At 32.9% G+C, this 18,620-nt stretch carries 15 protein-coding genes and 1 pseudogene; 11 read left to right on the forward strand and 5 right to left on the reverse strand.

Features of this window, described 5'->3' with window-relative positions:
• The 4 genes and pseudogenes from IKS50_RS07585 to metK all read left to right on the forward strand — a co-directional run.
• Positions 1 to 3,006: pseudogene (locus IKS50_RS07585) on the forward strand (hypothetical protein); the annotation flags it as partial.
• Between the two features lie 225 nt (positions 3,007 to 3,231).
• Entirely contained in the window at positions 3,232 to 3,525 is a 294-nt protein-coding gene (locus IKS50_RS07590) for a hypothetical protein (RefSeq protein ID WP_292847859.1), read from the forward strand.
• A gap of 4 nt (positions 3,526 to 3,529) precedes the next feature.
• Positions 3,530 to 3,946, forward strand: coding sequence for a HEPN domain-containing protein (locus tag IKS50_RS07595; protein ID WP_292847862.1), 417 nt, complete (start codon positions 3,530 to 3,532; stop codon positions 3,944 to 3,946).
• A gap of 353 nt (positions 3,947 to 4,299) precedes the next feature.
• Positions 4,300 to 5,475: a methionine adenosyltransferase gene (gene metK, locus IKS50_RS07600; protein ID WP_292847865.1), complete on the forward strand. Its 1,176-nt coding sequence runs from the start codon at positions 4,300 to 4,302 to the stop codon at positions 5,473 to 5,475.
• Positions 5,476 to 5,599: 124 nt separating this feature from the next.
• Here metK and IKS50_RS07605 read toward each other — a convergent pair whose 3' ends face one another.
• Positions 5,600 to 5,965 (reverse strand): hypothetical protein, encoded by a 366-nt coding sequence (locus tag IKS50_RS07605; RefSeq protein WP_292847868.1) that lies wholly within the window; start codon positions 5,963 to 5,965, stop codon positions 5,600 to 5,602.
• Between the two features lie 103 nt (positions 5,966 to 6,068).
• On the reverse strand, positions 6,069 to 7,499 hold the full coding sequence (locus IKS50_RS07610) for a flippase (RefSeq protein ID WP_292847871.1): 1,431 nt from the start codon (positions 7,497 to 7,499) through the stop codon (positions 6,069 to 6,071).
• Positions 7,500 to 7,762: 263 nt separating this feature from the next.
• On the opposite strand from IKS50_RS07610, the gene IKS50_RS07615 reads away from it, so the two are divergent.
• Entirely contained in the window at positions 7,763 to 8,596 is an 834-nt protein-coding gene (locus IKS50_RS07615; protein WP_292847874.1) for a phosphorylcholine transferase LicD, read from the forward strand.
• Positions 8,597 to 8,649: 53 nt separating this feature from the next.
• Here IKS50_RS07615 and IKS50_RS07620 read toward each other — a convergent pair whose 3' ends face one another.
• The 3 genes from IKS50_RS07620 to IKS50_RS07630 are packed head-to-tail and all read right to left on the reverse strand — an operon-like array spanning position 8,650 to position 11,199.
• Entirely contained in the window at positions 8,650 to 9,345 is a 696-nt protein-coding gene (locus IKS50_RS07620; protein WP_292847877.1) for a 2-C-methyl-D-erythritol 4-phosphate cytidylyltransferase, read from the reverse strand.
• A gap of 13 nt (positions 9,346 to 9,358) precedes the next feature.
• A complete protein-coding gene (locus IKS50_RS07625) occupies positions 9,359 to 10,327 on the reverse strand; it encodes an NAD(P)H-dependent glycerol-3-phosphate dehydrogenase (protein ID WP_292847880.1) in 969 nt (322 codons plus the stop codon).
• A 32-nt stretch (positions 10,328 to 10,359) separates the two neighbouring features.
• Positions 10,360 to 11,199, reverse strand: a complete 840-nt coding sequence (locus IKS50_RS07630; RefSeq protein ID WP_292847883.1) for a phosphorylcholine transferase LicD — start codon at positions 11,197 to 11,199, stop codon at positions 10,360 to 10,362.
• A gap of 234 nt (positions 11,200 to 11,433) precedes the next feature.
• On the opposite strand from IKS50_RS07630, the gene IKS50_RS07635 reads away from it, so the two are divergent.
• From IKS50_RS07635 to topA, 6 genes are all read left to right on the forward strand, one after another.
• Positions 11,434 to 12,141 (forward strand): class I SAM-dependent methyltransferase, encoded by a 708-nt coding sequence (locus IKS50_RS07635; RefSeq protein ID WP_292847886.1) that lies wholly within the window; start codon positions 11,434 to 11,436, stop codon positions 12,139 to 12,141.
• Positions 12,142 to 12,151: 10 nt separating this feature from the next.
• Entirely contained in the window at positions 12,152 to 13,228 is a 1,077-nt protein-coding gene (locus IKS50_RS07640; protein WP_292847889.1) for an alanine--glyoxylate aminotransferase family protein, read from the forward strand.
• Entirely contained in the window at positions 13,225 to 14,553 is a 1,329-nt protein-coding gene (locus IKS50_RS07645; protein WP_292847892.1) for a Gfo/Idh/MocA family oxidoreductase, read from the forward strand. Before IKS50_RS07640 ends, IKS50_RS07645 begins: the two co-directional genes overlap by 4 nt.
• Before the next feature lie 12 nt (positions 14,554 to 14,565).
• Positions 14,566 to 15,390, forward strand: a complete 825-nt coding sequence (locus IKS50_RS07650; RefSeq protein WP_292847895.1) for a phosphorylcholine transferase LicD — start codon at positions 14,566 to 14,568, stop codon at positions 15,388 to 15,390.
• Between the two features lie 31 nt (positions 15,391 to 15,421).
• Positions 15,422 to 16,384 carry a glycosyltransferase family A protein gene (locus tag IKS50_RS07655; protein ID WP_292847898.1) on the forward strand — a complete coding sequence of 321 codons (963 nt, stop codon included), beginning with the start codon at positions 15,422 to 15,424 and terminating at the stop codon, positions 16,382 to 16,384.
• A 78-nt stretch (positions 16,385 to 16,462) separates the two neighbouring features.
• Positions 16,463 to 18,619 (forward strand): DNA topoisomerase I, encoded by a 2,157-nt coding sequence (gene topA, locus IKS50_RS07660; protein ID WP_292847901.1) that lies wholly within the window; start codon positions 16,463 to 16,465, stop codon positions 18,617 to 18,619.
• Position 18,620 lies beyond the last annotated feature (1 nt).

Here is an 18,620-nt window from a genome sequence, read left to right on the forward strand (position 1 = left end):
AGCGTAAGCGCAAGTGATGCGACAATAACTGCAACGGAAGACAGCTTAGAGATTGATCAACCGACAGATGATGTAATCGGTGTGGAGGAGGATACAGTGTCAGCTTCTTCACCCGCAAACGAGGTTTTAAAAGCGGATGAATTGACATTCGCACAGCTGAATACGACAATCAACGGCAATACTGACAACGACATTTATTTGGAAAGCGACTACAAGTATTCTGACGGCGATGACAGTTTTAAAGAAGGAATTGTCATCGACCACAATGTCAACATTTATGGAAATGGACACACAATAAACGGTAGCAATGAAGCCCGCATTTTCAAAATCAAAGGTGGAAACGTAGTATTCTATAATATAACTTTTGTAAATGGATATGCAAGTAATAGTTATGATAGTGGGGGTGCGGTCAATGGAGACTGCAAAGCAATAAACTGCACATTCAAAGAAAATCATGCATTTCGTGGTGGTGCTATGTATTATGGTTCTGCTGTGGACTGTACTTTCATCAATAATCAAGCAGATGCTTTTGGTGGTGCATTGTATTATGGTTCTGCTATGAACTGTACTTTCACCAATAATCAAGCATCATCTGGTCATCAGATGGGTAATGGTGGTGCTATGATTCATGGTTCTGCTGTGAATTGTACTTTTTCTGGAAATTATGCAGGTAATGTTGGTGGTGCTATGGAGGCCGGTTCTGCTGTGAACTGCACTTTCATCGGTAATCAAGCATTTAAAGGTGGTGCTATATGTGAGGGTTCTGCTGTGAATTGTACTTTCATTAATAATTCTGCCGAAAATGGTGGTGCTATGTGTGGTTGTTATAAGTTGAATTGTACAGGTCAAGAAGATAATGATTATTATGATACTGAGGAGCTAAATCTTCATTGGGATGTTCTTGATTCCCTTACAATCTATGCGGGTGAAACATTACCTATCCAATTAAAGAATCAAAAGAATAAATTAATAGCTTTTATCAATTATGATGTTGTTATCTATAAAAATGGCGCTAGAGTTGCGACTTATCATTGTTTAAGCAATGATGACTTATCTTTAGATTTGGAGGGGGGCATTTATACTGCTGAGCTCGCTGTCACATATCCAGGATTAAGCAATACTGAAACAAAAAGCATTACATTAACAATTACGGATGGAACAACATTTGGGGACTTGAACAAAACCATAAACGGTAATACAAATGGCACTATTACATTGGATAAGAATTATACTTATAATTCAGATATTGACTCCGTTTTTAGTGAGGGCATTGTGATTAACCGTGATGTGATTATCTATGGAAACGGCCATACTATTAATGGTAGCGGTAAAGTCCGCATTTTCAATATTACAGGTGGAAACGTGGAATTCCATAATATAACTTTTGTAAATGGTAATGCAAGAGAATATGGTGATGGTGGTGCTGTCTATGGAGACTGCAAAGCAATAAACTGCACATTCAAAAAAAATCATGCAGATGGATTGGGTGGTGCTATGTATTTGGGTTCTGCTGTTGATTGTATTTTCACTGGTAATTCTGCTGATGATGGCGGTGCAATGTGTGGTGGTTCTGCTGTTGATTGTAATTTTACTAATAATTCTGCAAATTGTGGTGGTGCTATGTATTTGGGTTATGCTGTGAATTGTACTTTTTATGGCAATCATGCTGATAGTGAGGGTGGTGCTATGATGGGTAATTCTGCCGTGGATTGTATTTTCACTGGTAATTCTGCAAATCTTAGTGGTGGTGCTATTGAGGTTTGTACTGCTGTGAATTGTACTTTCACTGATAATTCTGCAGATGACGGGGGCGCTATGTATCATAGCACAGCGGTTCTTTGTATATTTGAAAATAATGGTTATAATAATACTGTTATTGTCCCTGCTTATTTGAATGCTTCAAATTTCACATCCGTATGGGGGTCTGGTGAAAAACTGTTGTTCAATCTCACCGCAGACAATACAAACTATTATGCTTTCAATACTACAATCACTGTCTTTAAAGATGACCAACCAATAGGAACTTATTATGCTTTAAGCGGCGAGGATTGGATTGTAAATTTAACTTCCGGAACTTATAAAGTGGTTTTAAGCCTTGAGAAATATGAAGGCGTAGTGAATGGTACCGTAACATTGACAATCAATAAGGCAAATTCAACATTAACAATCAATAATGTTTCTTTTGATTATGGCACTAACGGATCTACAACTGTTGCTTTCACCAATGCCAGCGGTGTTGTGGCTGAAGTCATTGGTCAGCCTGATGCAGTTGTCGCTGTAAATGATACAACAATTACCGTTTCAGGTTTGAATGCAGGCACTTACACCTTAAGCGTTACAACAGTCACAGATGAAAATCACAATAATGTGACTAAAAATGTCACAGTAACTGTCAATAAGCTTAAAACACAGCTGACAGAAAGTGCAGTAACAACAACCTATCAAGTCAACAAGAACCTGGTAATCACATTAAAGGACGCTAACGGCAAGGCTTTAAGCGGCGCTAAAGTAACTGTTAAGTTGAAAGGAACCAAAACCTACACTACCGACAAGAACGGTCAGATAAAAATCAATGTGGCCAAACTGGTCCCTAAAACCTATGCTGCTAAAATCACTTTTACAGGAAATGATAAATACAAAGCATCATCTGCAAACGCAAAAGTGACAGTCAAAAAGGCAAAACCGAAAATAATTGCCAAAAAGAAAACCTACAAAGCAGCAAAGAAAACCAAAAAGTTCAAAATAACACTCAAAGACAACAAGGGAAAACCTATCAAAAATGCAAAGGTTAGACTGATTGTTAAAAAGATCAAGAAAAATGGCAAAAACGCAAAAGCAAAATCCAAAAACAACAAGAAGAAAAACATTCTAAAAACCAATAAAAAAGGAAAAATAACCTTCAAAATCAACAGAAACAAGAAAGGAAAATACATGGCCACAGTCAAGTTCTATGGAAACAAGTACTACACCAAAGTGGTCAAAAAAGTCAAAATCAAAATGAAGTAACTCGGCTTTGAGCCCGTTACTTTCTTTTTTTTAAATCAATAGCCATATTCCTTAAATAATTATTAAATTGTTTTCACTTTGTAAAATTGATTTATTCATGAAAAATTGACTTTATTTTATAATTTAAAGGTTAAAAATGAGTAAAATTTAAATTCAATCACGTTCAATATAGTTAATGTGGAAAAATACAATTTCTGCAAAACAATTTTAAAAGAGGTGAAAAATATGGTTACAAGATTGGATAAGTTCAAAAAGGAGATGGAACCTGCAAAAAAGCTCTACACCAATGAAATTGAAGATTTCGCTAAAAATTATGAATTTTTAGGTGAAATGACATTGGAAGAAATGCCTGACATCGATACCCAGGATTACATCTTCTGCTTTGAAAAGTTAAATGGAACAAGCGAGGATGTTCTTGACAAAACCCTTAAGGAACTCTATGTTCATATGAAAGAGTTTTCAAAAGAAAACGGCATTGACAGATTTTCTAGAAATGCGGTTATATCATATAGGGACTGATATTATGGATATTAGAAGATACCCGCAATTTCAACTGTATCTGTTAACGTTGCAGATGCTGATGTTGAAAAATCAGCTAATTCCAGAAAATTGCGACGAATGGTGTGTAAATGCAAGTATAATTAACAGAGCTTATTACAGCGCATACCTGTTCTGTGAGCTGTGGCTTGAAGATGTGAAAAAATTCAAAGTCAAACATCCTTGGGATTTTAAGGAGGGTGAAGAACGAATTGGGGAACATAAGCAAGTCAGAGAAGCATTAGATAATTATGGGGAAGAACAGATGAAAACTGAACTCCAAAAATTATTTAAACTAAGAAAAAAAGCAGATTATGATCCTTTCATCGATATCACATCAGAAGAAGTAACCAATGCAATCCATCACATGGAAAAAATCTTCAACCATCTCAAATTCGAATAGAAACTATTTTTTTTTAAAGCACTGAAATTTCATATTCAAAAATCAAAATTTCCTGAATATTGAGGACCTGCATGATTAAATCAATTCATTTTTTTTGAAATGCCCATTTTTGCATTTAGGCAAGAATAATGGAATTTATCAGCATTCTTGTCTTAATGTCGGTAAGATAATACTAATTCTGCCATCCATTTTATCATCAGGTAAGATTAATATATGTTTTAATGTGCATCACTAATTTATAAATATGATATGATATAAATATTAAAATAATATGTAATGCTTATTCGAATTTGAGCATTGGAATTATTAATGATAATTATATTGATTAAAGATTTAAGCTAATTGGTGATAAAATGAGCGAAATATATAGAACATTTACATCAGAATCCGTAACCCAGGGGCACCCCGACAAGGTTGCAGACATAGTTTCTGATGCGATATTGGATGCATACATGGCACAGGACAAGAATTCACACGTTGCATGTGAAACTTGTGTAACAACCAATTTTTGTATGGTATTCGGTGAAGTGACCTCAAACACTGATCTTTCAAAAGAGGACATTGAAAAAATAATAAGGGACACCCTTATCGAAATCGGTTACGATAAACCGGAATTGGAATTTGACGGCCATGACTGTGAAGTTGCAAACAGGCTCCACGCCCAATCCCAGGACATCAACCAGGGAGTTGACAGGGGAGACGAGGAAACCGGAGCCGGAGATCAGGGGATGATGTTCGGTTATGCAACCAATGAAACCGATTCATTAATGCCGTTCCCGATTGATTTGGCTCGCAAACTCACAAACAAATTAACCGAACTCAGGGAAAGCGGTGAAATCCCATACTTAAGGCCTGACGGTAAGGCACAGGTATCCGTAAACTATGATAAGGACGGAAATGTCATTTCACTTGATGCGGTTGTATTGTCAACCCAGCATGACGAGACAGTATCCGACAATCAGGAAAAATTAAAAGAAGACATTCGCGAAAAGCTCTTCAAGGCAGTCATCCCGGAAGGATTGATGACAGAAGATACCAAAGAGCACATCAACCCGACAGGCAAGTTTGAAATCGGAGGCCCTCACGGAGATGCGGGACTGACCGGCCGTAAAATCATCGTAGACACCTACGGAGGATATGCCCGCCATGGAGGAGGAGCGTTTTCCGGTAAAGACTGCACCAAAGTGGACAGGAGCGCATGTTACATGGCAAGATACATTGCCAAAAACATTGTAGCAAGCGGGCTTGCCGAAAAATGTGAAGTCCAATTGTCCTATGCAATCGGAGTAGCTGAACCGACTTCCGTAATGGTCGATACCTTCGGCACCGGTGCAGACATCGGAGATATGAAATTTGAGCAGATTGTACGCGAAAACTTCAAATTAACTCCTGATGGAATCATTGAAACTCTCGGTTTAAGGGATGTCAGCTACAAGCAAACCGCCAAGTACGGTCACTTCGGTATTGAAGGTCTTCCATGGGAGAAAACCGACAAGGCTGAAGACTTGAAAAAATACATTAAAGAATAAATAATTATGGAACTTGCTTTTAAAGTAAGTTTCAATCCACTTTTTTTATTTAATTGATATTAGGGACATGTTAGGGTGATGTTCCGGTTATAGATTTACTAAAAATAGAATAAAAAAGTTAAAATTATATTCTAACTTTAACTTTCCCGATTTTATGCTTTTTATCCATGAAATATTTGTGATATGTGCATGAATGGCCACCTTTATGCCATCCAGTATTTTTCCACTTGCCATTTTCTTTATAATAGACCTTTGACGAATATTTGGTATTTTTCATCATCTTACCATGTTTATAAGCCATAATGTCTACTTCTTGATAAGTGTAGGCCTGCCATTTCATGGCTTCAACTTTGTATTTTCCCTTTTTTTTAACAGCATATTTGTCTTTTTTCGGTTTGATTGTGACGGTTTTTGCAGTTGCACAGCTCATTGTCATGCCCACAACAAAAATTATTAAAACCGCAAAAAGAATCACTTTTTGTTTGTCCATAGTTTTTCTCCTTTGGAGTTGTATGTAAAATTATGTGGGCAATGATATTTAAATTATTCTTAAGTTGTGTAAAATGGGAAGTTTAATATTTTTTATTTTTAATTCAATCTCTACCTAAAATTTCTTTTATAACATACTTATCATCATCGTCAAAGACTCTGAGCATGTAAACAGTTGTGAAGTAAATTATTATTCCAACTGGTAGTGCAACCCACATATTTAGGTTTAAGAAGTAGAGAATTATTCCTAAAATAATTGATCCTATGATTATTTTAATTAAGTCTGAATATAGTTTCTTATTAGGCCTGTGGCCAAGTTTGAAGATTACATAAAATTGAATAATTACAATTAGTAAATCACTTAGAACAGTTGTAATTGCTGCTCCGTTATATGATAAATAGGGAATTAAAACGAAATTCAAAGCGATATTAAATACTGCTGCCATTGCATATATTTTTGTTACACTAACTTCTTTGTGGGATGCATTTAACAGATTGTTTGCAGCTCCACTAATGAATAATAAACAAACAGTCCAGATTAAAATTGATAGTACTGATGATGAAGCATCATAATTATGTCCATATATCAATCGGATTATGTCAAGTGAGTAGATCATTGTTGCAACAGCTATTGGAATAATTATAAGCATCAAATACTTTATGGATTTTTCAAAACTTATTAAAAGCATTTTTTCATCATTTTTGAAATATTTGTTCATAACTGGGAAAATTACTGCTGTGTAAACTGAGTAAAATAAGGTCAAAACGGAAATTAATTTAAATGTTGCATTATAAATTCCAGTAGCATGACTTCCAACTATATTTGTGAGCATTACCATGTCTATGGAATAATATATGTAATATAATAGACCAGTAATGGCAAAAGGTATTGAAACTTTAATAATTGTCTTACAAAAATTTGTGTCTAATTCATATTTTGGTTTTGTTATATGTTTGTTAAACACATAGTATTCGTATATTAAAGCAATTAAATTAGCTAGAATATATGAGGTAGCTATTCCATAAAGTCCTAAATCGGTAAAAATTGTTATTAGAATGAATGCTAATAAGATTAAGTTTAATATACTGTTTCCAATTCCTTGGTATTTTCCTTCTTCAAATGCTTGAAAAGACCCATTAAATAGATTTATATATGATTTAATAATCATTTCTATTGAAAAAAGTAATGTGACAGTTATCACACGTTCATCTGCATTCATTAAAATTAAAATAATTAATGATATAATAATGCATAAAATTGCAAAAATGATTTTTAAAGGCAATGCATTTCCAAGGTATTTAGGAGCAGAGTCATAATCAGTAGCAATATGCCTAACAATATGAGTACTGATTCCCAAATCCACTATAACAACTAGAATACCAGTAAATGATGTAGCAAATCCAAAAATACCAAAATCGTTAACTCCTAAATATCGGGCCATTAAAATGGTCCAGACAAATCCACAAATACAAGCTATTATTTGTGAAATTAGTAGCCAACTCATATTTTTAAATATTGTTTGAACTTGACTCATAATAATCCTCTTTACATTATATTCCAATTATATATATAATAATATCCTATTTTTATTATATTGTCATATCTAATAAATATATTATTTAATTTGAGTTTTAAAATATTAAAAGAATATTTAAATCGCATGACACAACAATTATTTTGTATATTAAAAAAAATTATATTACTGTTAATATAAAATATAATCTACAAAAAGAATACTTAAAAATTTCAAATAATGATATAAATTAGAAGCCATTTATCTAATTGGAGAACATTCACATGATTAAATCAAAAAGGTACGATGAAGAGACATTAGAACATTTACACCAAGTGGAATTGAAAATTTTAAAATATTTCATTGAAGTTTGTGAAGAAAACAACTTAACTTATTTTTTATATGCTGGAAGTTTACTTGGGGCTATCCGGCATGAAGGTTTTATACCATGGGATGATGATATTGATGTCATCATGTTTAGAGAAGACTTTGAAAAATTAAACAAAATTTTTGAAAAGGAAATTGATGAAAGATACAGATTTTTCAATGTTTTAAACGAAGAGACTTACCATTATACATGGGGGAGGTTAACACTAAAAAATACCCTCTTTAAGGAATGGTGGGCTAATCAAGTTGACTATACTCCAAATATTTTCATTGATATTTTTATTTTAGATAATGTTCCAAGTAATAAATTTAAAAAATTTGCCCATAAATGGACATCTTTTTCATTAAATCTATTAACAACATATTCTATCCTTAAATATACGAAATCTTCTAAAATAAAACAAGTAATTCAAAAAATAATTCATTATACATTAAAAATACTTCATATTTCTCCTTCTTATATTAAGAAAAAATGTGTAAATTCATTCACCAAATATCAAAATGAAGATTGTGTGGAAGTATGCGATTTTCCATCAGAAAACCTAATGCAAATGTCTTTTAAAACAGATTGGTTGCCTTTAAAAAGAGCAAAATTTGAAGGTATGGAAGTCAACATACCTAATAATTATGATAAAATATTAAGAATGGATTTTAATAATTATATGGAGTTGCCACCTGAAGAATCTAGATTTAATCCTGCTCCAGAAGAAATTGATTTTGGTGAATATTAAGAAATAGAAAGTTCATAATGGATTTTCCTGATTCCATTATAAAAGATTAACATTTAGTTTTTAAGAATAGTTTCTGCTAGTGTAATATCAAATGGATGTGTAATTTTGAAATTATTTCGGTTTCCAGGAAATAATTTCACATCAGCATTTCTTAAATAGAAAAGCATCATAGCTTCATCTAATTTAGCTATTTCATCTTCTGACAAATCTCCATATATTTCTAAGAATTTATCAATATTAAAAGATTGCGGAGTTTGTGCATGGTATAAATATTTCCTTAATGGAATATCATTGAGTTTTCCTTCTTCTCTTGATTCAAATATGACATCAGTAGCAGATATTACCGCACTTGCCGCACCCACTTCAATTGCATATTTAATACTGTCTTCAATTAATTTTTCAGAAACAAATATTCTTGATGCATCATGAGTCACTAAAATAGAATCTTTTTCACAGTTTTGATCTTTCATATATTTGATAGAATTTAAAATAGTTCCATTACGGGTTGAACCACCTTCAATAACGATAATTTTATCATTTTTCGGAAAATATTCGTCCATTAATTCTTTTGTTTTACCAATACAAACTTTTGGGGAAGATACAATGATTTTATCGATTTTTTTTACATTTAGAAATGTTTCAATTGAGTGAACTAAAATAGGTTTGTCATTAATATTAACAAATTGTTTAGGTTTATTTTGTTTTAATCTACTTCCTATGCCTCCCGCTAACATAGCCGCACAAATCATTTAATCACCAAGTTTATAATTTATCCCAAAACTTTTCAAATGCTTTTTTAGGATTTATTCTATCAATAATTACATCATAAGTAAAATCAACAGTTGCACATTCAAAATTAAATTCATCGCATAATTCTTTCATAATAATTATTGTGTTTTTTCCTTCAAAAAGAACTCCGGATGCTTTTTCATCAACTACAATCTTTTGACCATACAAAACACCTAAAGTATGATTCCTACTTACATTTTGAGTTGAAGCTGTGATGATATCTCCGAAACCGCAATAATCATCCACTGTTGATCTATTGCCTCCAAATTTTTCTATTAAATCTTTAGTTTCATTATATGTTTTTGTAAATACGGAAAAACGTGCATTATCATTTATTTTCATTCCTTCACAAATTCCTTGGGATATTGCAATTATATTTTTTATCACACCACAATATTCAACACCAATAACGTCATCACTTGCTGAAACTTTGAATTTAGGGGTAGATAATGATTTTTTAACTTTTTCAAGATATTTTTTATTTTTACAGGCAATTGATGCTGAAGAGAATCTTTGTTCAACCATTTCTGAAGCAATATTTGGCCCAGATAATACTGCAGCAGCCCTATTAGTTTCTTCTTCAATTACTTCACTCATTCTTTTTTGAGATCCTTTTTCAAGACCTTTAGCAGTATTAACAATAACGCAGTCGTCAGAAATAATTGTTCTTAAAGAATGAGTTGCTTCTCTAATTGAAGATGAAGGCAAAGTTAAAAATATTATTTCTGCATCTTTTAATTCATTTAAATCATTAATTGCGATAATATTGTGGTTTAAAGGAATATTCGGGAAATAATCTTTGTTAAAATGAGTTTCATTTATTGAATTAACTACTTCTTCTCTTCTAGCATATAATAAAACATTTTGGGTATTTTCACAAATAGTCTGGGCAATGGCTGTTCCCATGGCTCCTGCACCGACAACACCGATATTTGAAAACATAATTTAATATTTAGTTTATTAATATAAATAAATTAATATTCTCCAAAATCGAGAATGTCTGGCGCAGCATTATATCTATCTTCTTCAGGAGGAATTTTCATATAATCTCCATAAATCTGAGTTAAAAGTTTATCATAATTTTTAGGAATTCTAACTTCAAAATCTTCAAATTTAGCTTTAATTGCAGGTTCAAAGTCATTTCTTTGATAGGCCATATACCCACAAAGATTAAAACAATCAACGACTCTTTCAGTTTTTTTATAATTATAAAAACTCATTTCTTTTGTAAGTAATTTTTTCCAAGTTTCACGATTAATTGGGATGAAGTTTAAAATGTCATGAAATAGATGATGTAATTTAGTTCTAAATTTAGTATACATATCAACTTTAATACATGAATTGATGACAAATTGATAACAAAAAATATATCCATAATGATGTAATTTACCTAAAAAGTCGCTTTTTGGAATATTATCAAGTATAAATATGTCTATATTTATTCCTGTTTCATAATTTACATAAGATGTATACCATCGACTGAAGATAGTGCCTTTAAGCGATACTTTTGCGAATGAACCAAAGCAATCCTCAATATAGTCCATATGAACAAGGTTATATTTGTCAGGCAGTTCATTGTTGAGGATATCTAAAGCTTTATCAAAGTCTTCTCTAAATAAAATAATGTCTATATCATCATCCCAAGGAATAAAACCTTCATGCCTTATAGTTCCTAAAAGAGAACCTCCATACATGTAATATTTTAAATCATGTTTTTCTAAAAGTTTTACAACATCTTTGAGAATCATTAATTCGACTTCTTGTAAATGTTTGATTTCCTCATCATCATACTTTCTAAACTCTTCTATCCTCATAATTTATAATCTATTTTAAATGTATATAAAGATAATTTTATGGAGTGGGGGCATGTTTTTTCAAACGATTTGAATTTGAGAAGTATAATTTTTTTCTCTTATTCTGTCTATTTTAACTTTAAAATGAAAAAATTTTTCAGCTGATTAAAGACTATAATTAAATTTTTAAATAAGTTAGTTGTATATATTAAAATGATAAATATTTTATAATTTCTTTTTAAACAGGTGTAAAAAATGTCAAGATTATATGGTGAAAAAGAAGATATTGATTCTGAAGAAGTAAAGAATTTCTTTAGTGAAAGAGCAAGCAGAGATTTAGAAAGTGATTTATCAATTGTGCTTTTCCAAGATAAAGAAAATTCAGAACAAAGACACATTGAAGAAAAAAAATTATTCCATGAACACATTGATGTTGATGGAAAAAAAGTTCTCGAAGTAGGTTGTGGAATTGGCCGTTGGGCTGAAGCGTTACACAATAAATGTGAATCTTTTTTAGGTATCGATTATACAGAAGATTTAATTAAGATAGCCAACAACTCATATGATTTTGATGATTGTAAGTTCCAGGTAATGTCTGCAACTGATATTAAGGAAGATGAATTGTTAATTGAACCTCCATTTGATGTCATAATCTTTAGTGGAGTTTTAATGTACATTAATGATGAAGATATTAAAGTAGTTTTCAATGAACTTAATAAGATTGGTGTTGAAGACAAAAAATTATTCATAATGGAACCGGTTTCTCGCATGGGAGAAAGATTAACTCTTAAAGACTTCTATTCTGAAGGTTTAGAAGCTGATTATAGTGCAATATATAGGACTGAAGAAGAATACAGGGAATTATTTGAATGTTTAAACTATAATAAAATATTTGCTGATGATATTTTTGAAGAATTAAGTGATCATAGCGAAACTCATTATAAATATTTTGTAATTGAATGAGGGTGTTAATGTGTTAAATTTTACTGTTGGTCCGGTAATGAGCAGTTGTGATGTTTTAAAGATTGGTGGGGAACAAACTCCCTATTTTAGAAACGATGAATTTTCACAAATAATGCTTGAGAATGAAAAACTAATGAAAGAATTTGTATATGCTAGTGAAGATTCAAGAGTTGTTTTTATCACTGGATCTGGAACTGCAGCTATGGAAGCAACAGTAATGAATGTTTTCGATGAAAACGATAAAGTTTTAATTGTTAATGGTGGAGGATTCGGTCAACGTTTTGTTGATTTGTGCAAACTTCATAATATCCCTCACGATGAAATTAAACTTGATTTTGGTCAAGATATTACTCAAGAAATTTTAGATGAATATCGTAATCAGGGGTTTACTGGATTTCTAGTTAATATTTGTGAAACTAGTTCTTGTGTTTATTATAATTTAGATTTAATTTCTGAGTTCTGTAATAAAAATAACATATTTTTGGTTGTAGATGCAATAAGTTCTTTTTTAGCTAATCCTTTAAACATGGTTGAAGATAATATTGATGTATTTATTACAGGTTCTCAAAAAGCATTGGCTTGCCCTCCAGGGATTTCAATAATAGTTTTAGGCGATAAAGCATTAAAAAGAGTTGAGAATAACGAATGCAAATGCATGTATTTTGATTTAAAAGACATGTTAAACAATGGTATAAGGGGTCAAACTCCATTCACTCCTGCAGTAACAATATTATTGCAAATAAATGCAAGATTGAAAGAAATCAAAAATAAAGGCGGAGTTGAAGAAGAAATTAAAAGGATTTCTGATTTAGCTAATGATTTCAGATTAAGAATTAAAGACTTGCCATTAGAAACTCATTGTAAACATTTAGGAAATTCTGTTACTGATGTGCACTGTATTAATTCACAAGCAGAAACTATTGTAGATGCTTTAAAAAAGGAATATGGTATTTGGGTAAATCCTAATGGTGGAGAAATTGGAAAGAAAATGTTTAGAGTAGGACACATTGGGGATTTGACCATTGAAGATAACGATAAATTAATTGAAGCATTTCAGGATTTAGAACAAAGAGGAATATTAAAATGATTAAAGTAATTACCTATGGAACTTATGATTTATTTCATTATGGGCATCAAAGACTTCTTGAAAGGGCAAAAGCGTTAGGTGATTATCTTATTGTGGGTGTTACAACTGATGATTTTGATAAAAAAAGAGGCAAAATTAATGTTCATCAATCTTTAATGGAAAGGATAGAATCTGTACGCGCTACAGGTCTTGCAGATGAGATAATTGTTGAAGAATATGAAGGTCAAAAAATCGATGATATTAAGCGATTTGGAGTAGATGTTTTTACTGTGGGTTCAGATTGGGTTGGTCATTTTGATTATTTGAATGAATATTGTGAGGTTGTATATCTCCCACGTACTGAAGGTGTTTCAAGTTCCGATATTAGATCTAAACAAAGAAATATTCATTTAGGGCTTGTTGGAGAAGGTAATGTTTTGAAAAAGTTCTACGATGAATCAAAATTGGTTAATGGGATTGAAGTTAATGCAATGCTTCCAGACAATGAATCTGAAAAGGAATGTTATGAAAATGAAGACTTAACTTTAACCAATGATTATGAAGAGCTATTGGAAATGGTTGATGCAGTATTTATTATATCACATCCTTCCAAACATTATTCCCAAATTAAAAAAGCATTAAATCAAGGAAAACATGTTTTATGCGAATCTCCAATTGCAGTGAGTGCAAATGATTTTGAGGAATTAAGACAGTTAGCTTCAGAAAAAGATTTAATATTAATGGATTCTATTAAAACTGCATATTCAACTGCTTATAATAGATTATTACTTTTACTTAAAGGAGGAAATATTGGAGATATTTATTCAATTGACGCTACATGCACTAGTTTAAGAGATTATGATGATAATTCATGGAATAGTATTAGTTCATGGGCGCCAACTGCTCTTTTACCAATTTTTCAAGTTTTAGGAGTAGATTATAATAATAAAACTATTAATTCATTAACTTTAGATGAAAAACCAAACTTCGACTTATTTACAAAAATTGATTTCCAATATGATAATGCTGTTGCATCAATTAAAGTTGCAAACAGTGTTAAATCTGAGGGTGAATTAATAATATCTGGAACAGAAGGTTATGCTTATGTACCTGCTCCTTGGTGGAAAACAGATTATTTTGAACTAAGATATGAGAATTTAGAGGATAATAGAAAATATTTCTACCAATTGGATGGTGAAGGTATAAGATATGAACTTGTTGCATTCGCTAAATCTATAGAATTAGGTAAAAATAATGCATATATTGATTATGAAGTTTCAAAAGCTATTTGTAAAATAATTGAAGATTTTGAAAATAAAGATGTGAATTTCATTAAAAAATATTAATGAGGGAGTTAAGTGAATAATATTCTTAGTGATAATGTTTTATCACATCTTCAAGATGTTGAATTAATGATTTTAAAAGATTTTGTTGATATTTGTGAAGATAATGATATTGAATATTATTTAATTTATGGAACTCAAATAGGAGCCATTAGACATCAAGGTTTTATTCCATGGGATGATGATATTGATATTATAATGTTTAGAGAAGATTACGAGAAATTTTTAAAAGTGATGGAAGAAAATCCCTCTGAAAAATATACAATTTTTGATTCAAGATATAATAGCGAATATTTCTTTCAATTTGGTAGAATGTCTTTAAATGAAACCTATTGGTCTGAATATTGGGATAATCAAGTTTCATTTAAATTAGGAATTCACATAGATTTATTTATTTTAGACAATTTACCAGATAATAAATTAAAAAGGCGAATTTACCTTCGGCGTTGTTTTATTGATACAAGACTTTACTCTCTTTCCGTATTAAAATTTTATAATTTTTCTAAAATTGTTAATTTAGCTCTTAATATTACTCATAGTCTATTAAATTTATTTAAATTAAATGATAAGTATTTTCAAAAGAAGTTATCGAAGTTATTTAGAAAATATGAATCAAATAGCGGGCAATATGTTACGGATTTAACTTTAAGGGAAAGAGTGGTCTTTAAAAGAAGTGATTATAAACCACCAAAAAAATCTAAATTTGAAAATTATGTATTTACTATTCCTAATGACGATGATAATACATTAATACCAATATATGGTGATTATATGCAACTTCCTCCGGAGGAAGAACGTGTGGGGCACATTTTAAACGAAATTGACTTTGGAAAATACTAACTAACATCTATTAAAAATTAGGAGCAACAATATGGATAAGATAAGCATTGTCATACCTTGTTATAATGTCGAGGATAGTGTGGAAAGGTGTATAGAATCCATAAAAAATCAGACTTATGAAAACATTGAAGCCATCTTTGTAGATGACGGAAGCACCGACAATACCTGCAATGTAATCAGGGAAACAATCAAGGATGACAGCAGGATGATTTATGCCTATAAGGCAAATGCCGGACCTTCAGCCGCCAGGAATTTCGGCATAGAAAAAGCCACAGGCGAATATATCTGTTTTGTTGACAGTGACGATTATATTGAAGGGGATTATGTCGAGCAGTTGCATGACAGCTTAATCGCCAATGATTCAGACATTTCAATCTGCTATTTCAATCGCGTTTATGAGGACAAGACAACATTGAATGTGGTGAAAAGCGATTATACCAATCTAATCAGGCATCCGGCGCCATGGAATAAGCTATATAAGACCTCATTATTCACAAAGAACGACATCCTGTTTCCGGTCGGAAAATGGTATGAGGATCTGGACGCATTCTCCAAACTGCTTTTGATGTCCAGCAAGGTTTCCATAGTCGAAAAGCCCCTGTACAACTACATTCAAAATGACTCATCAATCATGCACACCTATGACGACAGAATCTATGACAGCTTTGACGTTACCGAAGACATAGAGAATTTCGCCCGAAAGCACAATATCTTCGAAGAGAATTTTGACAAGTTGGAATATATCAATGTATATCACGTTTTGACCGGAACAATGTATAGGGCAAGCTTTAAGGAGGATTTCAGCCCCCAAACAATCAAGTGCATACAGGACCATGTGAGGGCCAAGTATCCTAACTGGCATAAAAACAGGTTTATCCGGGATTTGCCGATGTTTTATAGGGTTTACTTCAAATTCCTAAATTTAAAGTGTTATCATGTGATTTTCATAATGTTAAAGCTATTGAACAGCAAAATCAATGTGGAAACATTGTAACTTCCACAATAGTAATCTTTTTATACTAATAATTTTATTAAAATATATTTATAAAAAATCGAGGCAGGTAAGAGTATAATGCATGAAGTAATAATTTGCGAAAAGCCGAGTTCAGCCGAAAAGATAGCAAAGGCGCTTTCTCCAAGTGCTAAAAAGAAAGTATACAATAAGAAAGTAAAATATTGGGAACTTGAAAGGGATTCAAAAGAAATCACAGTCGTATCCGGTGTCGGACACCTGTATTCACTGGTTCCTAGAAGATACAAATATGGCGTTTCATTTGATCTGCACTGGGTCCCTGCACATGAGGCAAGCAAAAGCAGCGCCTACACCAAAAACTATCTCAACGCCATCAAGAAATTCGGTAAAAACGCCGATTCATATATTCATGCATGCGATTACGATGTTGAAGGAACACTGATTGGGTACAATGCCTTGAGATATGCCTGCGGATTGAATTCCTTAAATAAGGCCTCAAGGATGAAGTTTTCAACATTAACCAAAAAGGACATCATAGATGCCTATGAAAACCGTATTGACATTGACATGCATCAGGTCGACAACGGTATCGCAAGGCACATACTTGACTATTACTTCGGAATGAACATTTCAATCGCATTGTCCAACTCAGTTAGAAAAACCAAGCACAGGTTCTTGAAGTTATCTGTGGGAAGGGTACAGACTCCTACCTTGTCAATTCTCGTTGACCGCGAAAAGGAAATTCGCGAATTTGTTCCTGAACCTTATTGGAACTTAAAGGCAATACTCGATTTTGAAGATATCGAAATCAAGCATGTCGACGGCAACATATTTGATGCTCAAAGGGCAGAGGAAATATTCGACAAATGCAACGGCAAGGATGCGGTTGTTAGCGAAATCGCTTTTTCAAAATCAAAAACCAGGCCTCCGGTGCCGTTCAATTTAAGTGGGCTTCAGGCTGAAGCATACAGCGTTTTCGGATTTTCTCCTAAAAGAACCCAAATTGCGGCTCAAAACCTTTACAGTGCGGGTTACACTTCCTATCCCAGAACTTCATCCCAAAAATTGCCGGGAAGTCTTGGTTTTGACAATATCTTCAGGCAATTGTCAGCAAACCATGAATTCAAAAAGCACATTGACAAATTGCCGGCCAAATTGAGACCTCACAACGGCAACAAGGAGGATGCAGCTCACCCTCCAATTCACCCGACAGGAATATTGCCAAACAAATTAAGCAAGGACGAGCAAAAAATCTATGATCTGATTGTTTACCGTTTCATTGCGGTATTTTTCGAATCAGCGGAATTCGAAACAATGAAGACAACCCTGGACATTGAAGGCGAGAAGTTCAAGTTCAGCCGCAGACGAGTTACCCATAAAGGCTGGATGGAACATTACCCATTCAAAAAAATCGACGATGAAAGGTTCCCCGATGTAAAAGAGGGGGACGTGATGAGCGTCAAGGAATTGATTAAGGAGGAAAAGGAAACCAAACCTCCTGCAAGGTATAATCAGGCATCACTCATCAAGGAACTCGAGAAAAAGAACCTCGGAACCAAGGCAACCCGTGCCGACATCATTGATAAGCTGTATGACAGAAAATACATAAGCGGAACAAAGATTGAAGTCAATGAGCTCGGCGAGAACCTAATCGATACCCTTAATACTTATTGTAATGACTTGACCTCCGAAGAGCTGACAAGAGATCTGGAGAACAAGCTTGAAGGCATCAACAATAATGAAACCACAAAAGAAGGGGTCATCAGTGAAGGGGAAAAGGATGTCAGGGAAATCCTATTGGACATTGACAAAAATCAGAAGGGCATCGGAAACAAGCTCTATGAAGCCTATCAGGCAAGCAATATTGTCGGAACATGCATTAATTGCGGAGGCAAACTGATTAAACGATATTCCAACAGGACCAAAAGTTCATTTGTGGGATGCTCCAATTATCCGGACTGCAAAACAATCTATTCAATTCCAAAAGGCACCCATTTCCTTAAAAAGACTTGTGAAGAGTGCGGACTTCCGATAATTTCATTCGGAAAACCTCGCCAAAGGGCATGCCTTGACCCTAACTGCGGCAAGGAAAGGCCAAAAACCGATGAGCCTCAACATGTCGGCGAATGTCCGGAATGCGGAAAACAGTTAATAAAACGTTCCGGCCGTTACGGCGATTTCATTGGATGCAGCGGATTTCCGAAATGCAGATTCACATGTTCAGTTGATGAGCTTGAAAGTAAATTGAAAAAATAAT

The sequence above is a fragment of the Methanobrevibacter sp. genome, assembly GCF_017539065.1.
In the GTDB taxonomy this organism is placed as follows: domain Archaea; phylum Methanobacteriota; class Methanobacteria; order Methanobacteriales; family Methanobacteriaceae; genus Methanocatella.

Bases quoted from the DNA above. Each gene is read 5' to 3' on its own strand.
- IKS50_RS07590 (WP_292847859.1), top strand. From the start codon at position 3,232: ATGGTTACAAGATTGGATAAGTTCAAAAAGGAGATGGAACCTGCAAAA.
- IKS50_RS07595 (WP_292847862.1), top strand. From the start codon at position 3,530: ATGGATATTAGAAGATACCCGCAATTTCAACTGTATCTGTTAACGTTG.
- metK (WP_292847865.1), top strand. From the start codon at position 4,300: ATGAGCGAAATATATAGAACATTTACATCAGAATCCGTAACCCAGGGG.
- IKS50_RS07605 (WP_292847868.1), bottom strand. From the start codon at position 5,965: ATGGACAAACAAAAAGTGATTCTTTTTGCGGTTTTAATAATTTTTGTT.
- IKS50_RS07610 (WP_292847871.1), bottom strand. From the start codon at position 7,499: ATGAGTCAAGTTCAAACAATATTTAAAAATATGAGTTGGCTACTAATT.
- IKS50_RS07615 (WP_292847874.1), top strand. From the start codon at position 7,763: ATGATTAAATCAAAAAGGTACGATGAAGAGACATTAGAACATTTACAC.
- IKS50_RS07620 (WP_292847877.1), bottom strand. From the start codon at position 9,345: ATGATTTGTGCGGCTATGTTAGCGGGAGGCATAGGAAGTAGATTAAAA.
- IKS50_RS07625 (WP_292847880.1), bottom strand. From the start codon at position 10,327: ATGTTTTCAAATATCGGTGTTGTCGGTGCAGGAGCCATGGGAACAGCC.
- IKS50_RS07630 (WP_292847883.1), bottom strand. From the start codon at position 11,199: ATGAGGATAGAAGAGTTTAGAAAGTATGATGATGAGGAAATCAAACAT.
- IKS50_RS07635 (WP_292847886.1), top strand. From the start codon at position 11,434: ATGTCAAGATTATATGGTGAAAAAGAAGATATTGATTCTGAAGAAGTA.
- IKS50_RS07645 (WP_292847892.1), top strand. From the start codon at position 13,225: ATGATTAAAGTAATTACCTATGGAACTTATGATTTATTTCATTATGGG.
- IKS50_RS07655 (WP_292847898.1), top strand. From the start codon at position 15,422: ATGGATAAGATAAGCATTGTCATACCTTGTTATAATGTCGAGGATAGT.
- topA (WP_292847901.1), top strand. From the start codon at position 16,463: ATGCATGAAGTAATAATTTGCGAAAAGCCGAGTTCAGCCGAAAAGATA.